This is a genomic window from Methylobacterium sp. WL6 (assembly GCF_008040095.1).
GTDB lineage: Bacteria > Pseudomonadota > Alphaproteobacteria > Rhizobiales > Beijerinckiaceae > Methylobacterium.
This window is the reverse complement of the sequence record NZ_VRVH01000354.1, coordinates 1-4268: the sequence shown is the minus strand read 5'-3', so window position 1 is coordinate 4268 and position 4268 is coordinate 1. Positions and strand designations below refer to the sequence as shown.

Annotated in this window: 5 protein-coding genes; 3 read left to right on the top strand and 2 right to left on the bottom strand. The window is 72.6% G+C overall.

Annotated elements, in window-relative coordinates; all coding sequences use genetic code 11:
• Positions 1-1163 (top strand): sorbosone dehydrogenase family protein (locus tag FV230_RS25360; RefSeq protein WP_246694999.1); only part of this gene is annotated, 1163 nt, incomplete at its 5' end.
• Entirely contained in the window at positions 1160-1729 is a 570-nt protein-coding gene (locus FV230_RS25355) for a c-type cytochrome (protein WP_147844364.1), read from the top strand. The genes FV230_RS25360 and FV230_RS25355, both read left to right, overlap by 4 nt.
• A gap of 8 nt (positions 1730-1737) precedes the next feature.
• Here the strand turns inward: FV230_RS25355 and FV230_RS25350 are convergent, their stop codons facing one another.
• Both FV230_RS25350 and FV230_RS25345 read right to left on the bottom strand, forming a co-directional pair.
• Positions 1738-2244: an N-acetyltransferase gene (locus FV230_RS25350; protein WP_147844363.1), complete on the bottom strand. Its 507-nt coding sequence runs from the start codon at positions 2242-2244 to the stop codon at positions 1738-1740.
• Between the two features lie 39 nt (positions 2245-2283).
• Complete coding sequence (locus FV230_RS25345; RefSeq protein ID WP_147844362.1) at positions 2284-3480, bottom strand: MFS transporter; 1197 nt, start codon at positions 3478-3480, stop codon at positions 2284-2286.
• A gap of 138 nt (positions 3481-3618) precedes the next feature.
• Here FV230_RS25345 and FV230_RS25340 point away from each other — a divergent pair.
• On the top strand, positions 3619-4268 hold a 650-nt coding region (locus tag FV230_RS25340; RefSeq protein WP_147844361.1), incomplete at its 3' end, for a helix-turn-helix transcriptional regulator.

Below are 4268 nucleotides of genomic sequence, written 5' to 3'. Positions count from 1 at the left end.
CTGCCGCCGCCCCCGCGGCCCCTGCCGTCGACAAGGGCTCCGCCCTCTACGGGCGCCCCGAGGGCGGGGACGCCGCCAAGCTCGCACCGATCTCCGGGCCGCCGCTCGCGACGCCGCTGGGTAAGCTCCCGCTCGACAAGCTGACGGTGCCCGACGGCTTCAAGATCGAGGTCTATGCCAGCGGGCTCGCCAACGCCCGCTCGATGCGCCAGAGCCCGGACGGGACTCTTTTCGTCGGCACCCGCGCGGTCGGCAAGGTCTACGCGATCCCGGCGAAGGTCGGGCTTGACGGCAAGCGCGAGGTCAAGACCATCGCCACCGGCCTGCACCGGCCGAACGGGCTCGCGTTCCACGACGGATCTCTGTTCGTGGCCGAGCTCTCGAAGATCTGGCGCTACGACGGCATCGAGGCGCATCTCGACGAGGTGCCGAAGCCGGTGCTGGTCTACGACGACCTGCCCAAGGACGAGGCGCACGGCTGGAAGTTCATCGCCATCGGCCCCGACGACAAGCTCTACGTCCCGGTTGGATCGCCCGGCAACATCACGATGCCGCCCGACACCCACGCCCAGATCCGGCGGATGGACCTCGACGGCAAGAACGTCGAGGTGATCGCCCGCGGGGTGCGCAACACCGTCGGCTTCGACTGGAACCCGATCACGAAGCAGCTGTGGTTCACCGACAACGGCCGCGACTGGGTGTCGGAGGACATCCCGAACGACGAGCTCAACGTGCTGACCGAGCCGGGCAAGCAGCATTTCGGCTTCCCGTACTGCCACCAGGGCACCTTCACCGATCCGGAATACGGCTGGGGCCATTCCTGCGCCGAGTTCACGGCGCCGGCGGCGCTGCTGGGCCCCCACACCGCCTCGCTCGGCCTGCGCTTCTACACCGGCGCCATGTTCCCGGCGGACTACAGGAACGCAATGTTCATCGCCCGGCACGGCTCGTGGAACCGCACGCGCAAGCTCGGCGGCGACGTGGTGGTGGCCCGCCTCGGTTCCGACGGCAAGGTCGCCTCGGTGGAGCCGTTCCTCTCCGGCTTCCTGCAGGACAACAAGTATGTCGGCCGGCCCGTCGACGTGCTGATGGCCGACGACGGGGCGCTCCTGGTCTCGGACGACTACAACGGTGCGATCTACCGGATCAGCGCCGCGCAATGAGCCGCGCGATCGCCCCGGCCCTCCTCCTCGCGACGCTCCTCCTCGGGACGGCGACGTCCGCCCCGCTGGGGGAGCGGCTGGCGACCTGCCTCGCCTGCCACGGCGAGCGCGGCACCTCCGGGACCGAGGGGGTGCCCTCGCTCGGCGGCCAGATGCCCGACTACGTCGTCACGCAGCTGTTCCAGTTCCGGGAGCGGCAGCGCGAGGCGCCGCCGATGAACGACATGGCGTCGGCTTTGTCCGACGACGACCTGCGCGGCTTCGCCGACGCGGTGGGCGCCCTGCCCGCGCCGGTCCCTGCCGGCGGCCCGCCCGATCCGGCACTCCTCGCGCGGGCGCAGGCGCTGGTGTCCAAGCACCAGTGCAAGTCCTGCCACGGGGCCGAGCTGACGGGGCGCGACGCGCTCCCGCGCATCCGCGGCCAGCGTGAAGACTACCTCAAGGCGGCGCTCACGGCGTATCGCTCGAACGCCCGGCCCGGCTACGACCCGGCGATGAACGAGGTCGCACAGACGCTGAAGGACGACGAGATCGCCGACCTCGCCGCCTACATCGCGCGGCTCTGAGCGAGGCTTCAGCCGGTGCGGATCGCCGCGACCGCCCCGCGGGCCGTGGCGAGGAAGCCCGGCTTCAGCTCGAGGGCGAGGAAGCGGGCCGGGTCGACCGGGCCGGGCAGGACCAGATGCTCGGCCGGCACCGGCGAGAACCCGAACCGGGCATAGAACTGCGCGTCGCCGACCAGGATCACCAGGCCCTCACCGGCCGACGTCGCCGCGGCGAGGCTCGCCCGCATCAGCGCCGTGCCGACGCCGCGCCCGGAGAAGCTCGGATCGACGGCGAGCGGCCCCAGCGCGAGGAAGCCGGTGCCGCCGGCCGTCACCGGCGCCATCCGCACCGATCCGACGAGGAAGCTGCCGACCGAGGCCGTGACGCTGAGGTCGGCCCGGTGCGCCGAGCCCTCGCGCAGCCGGAACGCGGTGCGCGCGTAGCGCCCGGGCCCGAAGGCGCGGGCGTGCAGACGCTCGATGGCGTCGCCATCGTCGCGGTTCTCGGGGCGGATGACGAGGGAGAGGGCTGGCACGAGGTTCGGCGTAACAGGTTTCGACGGCGCCCGCAGCCGCTACGCGGCGGCGGCGAGAACGGGCTGCGCGTCGCTCCGCACCAGCCGGTAGAACCCGAACGCGGCGACCCAGATCAGGCCGCCGAAGGCCGCCGCCGTCCCGAGCACGAGGCCGAAGCCGCCACGGTCGTGCAGCAGGGCGATCAGGGGCACCACGAAGCCGCTCGCGGTGAAGCCCACGAAGTAGCGCAGGCTGTAGGCCTTCGCGCGCTGGTGCGCCGGGACGTAGCGCGCGATCATCGCGTCGTTGATGACGACCTGCCCGTAGATCGCGGCGATCGCCAGCACCAGCCCGAGCAGCAACAGGGGGCCGGAGGACGCCGCCGCGAGGCCGAGGCCGAGCGGCTGCAGCACCGACAGGCCGAGGAACAGGCTCGGCAGGCCGAAGCGGTCGACGAGGCGGCCCATCAGCAGCTGGGTCAGCGCGCCGAAGACGAAGACCGCGGTGGCGATCGAGCCGATCAGGGTCAGCGACAGGGCCTGCCCGACGCCCTCGTCGATCACCTTCGGCAGCGAGATCGTGGTGACGTTGAAGGTGATGCCGCCGGCGAAGATCGCCACGCCGAACATCGCCAGAAGCGCCATCGGCCGCGTCACCGGGATGATTGCCGCCCCGCCGGCCTTGCGCGCCTCGCCGTCCCCGTCCCCCGGCACCATCGCGACGAAGGCGGTGCCGCAGGCGAGGCACACGAGGCCGGGCACCACGAAGGCGGCCTGCCAGCCGAGCGTCGTGGCGAGCAGCGCCGTCGCGCCCGAGGCGCTGGCGGCGCCGAAATTGCCCCAGACCCCGTTGATGCCGAGGTCGTGCCCGAGGCGCCGCGCGTGGGTGACCAGCATGGTCGAGCCGACCGGGTGGTAGATCGCCGAGGCGAGGCCGAGCACGCACAGCCAGATCGCGAACGCGGTCGGCGTCGCGGCGCTGGCGACCCCGAGGCAGGACAGCCCGTAGCCGAAGAAGAACACCGCGAGCATGTTGCGCCGCCCGAAACGGTCGGCAAGCGAGCCCATCGGCAGCGAGCACAGCCCGAAGGCGACGAAGGCGCCGGTCGCGAGCCCGATCAGCTCGCCGTAGCCGAGGCCGGTCTGGCTCGCGATGGCGATCACCGCGGTCGGGTAGATCAGCAGCACGAAGTGGTCGAGGGCGTGCGCCACGTTGACGAAGCGCAGGGTGCGGCTGGAGAGATCGTCCGGGCTCATCACGGCGTATCCTTCGGGACCGCCGCCTCATACCCTGACCCGATGGACGGTGTCGGGCCGCAAATGTACGCTCCCGGGCCATTCTTCGACGCGCCCGTGCATGCGCGGGCGGGGAGCGACCCTTTGCGAGGATGGGCCATGCCGCCGCGCTCGACCGATGCCGCCGACTACCAGGACGTGCCCCGGTCGGTCGCGGTGATGCCCAAGGCCTTCGCCGCCGCGAGCCGGACCGACCGGCACTTCCACCCGCGCGCACAGCTGCTCTACGCCACCGCCGGGTTGATGATGGCCTCGGCCGACGACGGCACCTGGGTCGTGCCCGAGGGGCACGCGCTGCTGATCCCGCCGCGGCTGCCGCAGGCGGTCGCGATGCACGGGGCGGTGGCGATGTGCTCGGCCTATCTCGATCCGCGCGCCTTCGCCGTCCCGGATCGCTGCCGGGTGATCGCGGTGTCGCCGCTCCTCGTCGCGGCGCTGGCGGCGCTCGCCGAGGAGCCGGTGCTCTACGACGAGGCCGGCCGCGGCGGGCATCTCGCCGCCCTGGTCCTCGACGAGATCGGCCGGGCCCCGGAGACGCCGCTGGCGCTTCCGCTGCCGCGCGACGCGCGCCTGCGCCGGGTCTGCCTCGGGCTGATCGAGGATCCGGGCTCGGCCGACGACCTCGATGCCTGGGCGACGCGCGCGGGCGCGAGCCGGCGCACGCTGACCCGCGGGTTCCGCCAGGAGACCGGTCTCAGCTTCGGCGATTGGCGCGCGCGGGCGCGGGTGATCCGCGCGCTGGCCCTCGC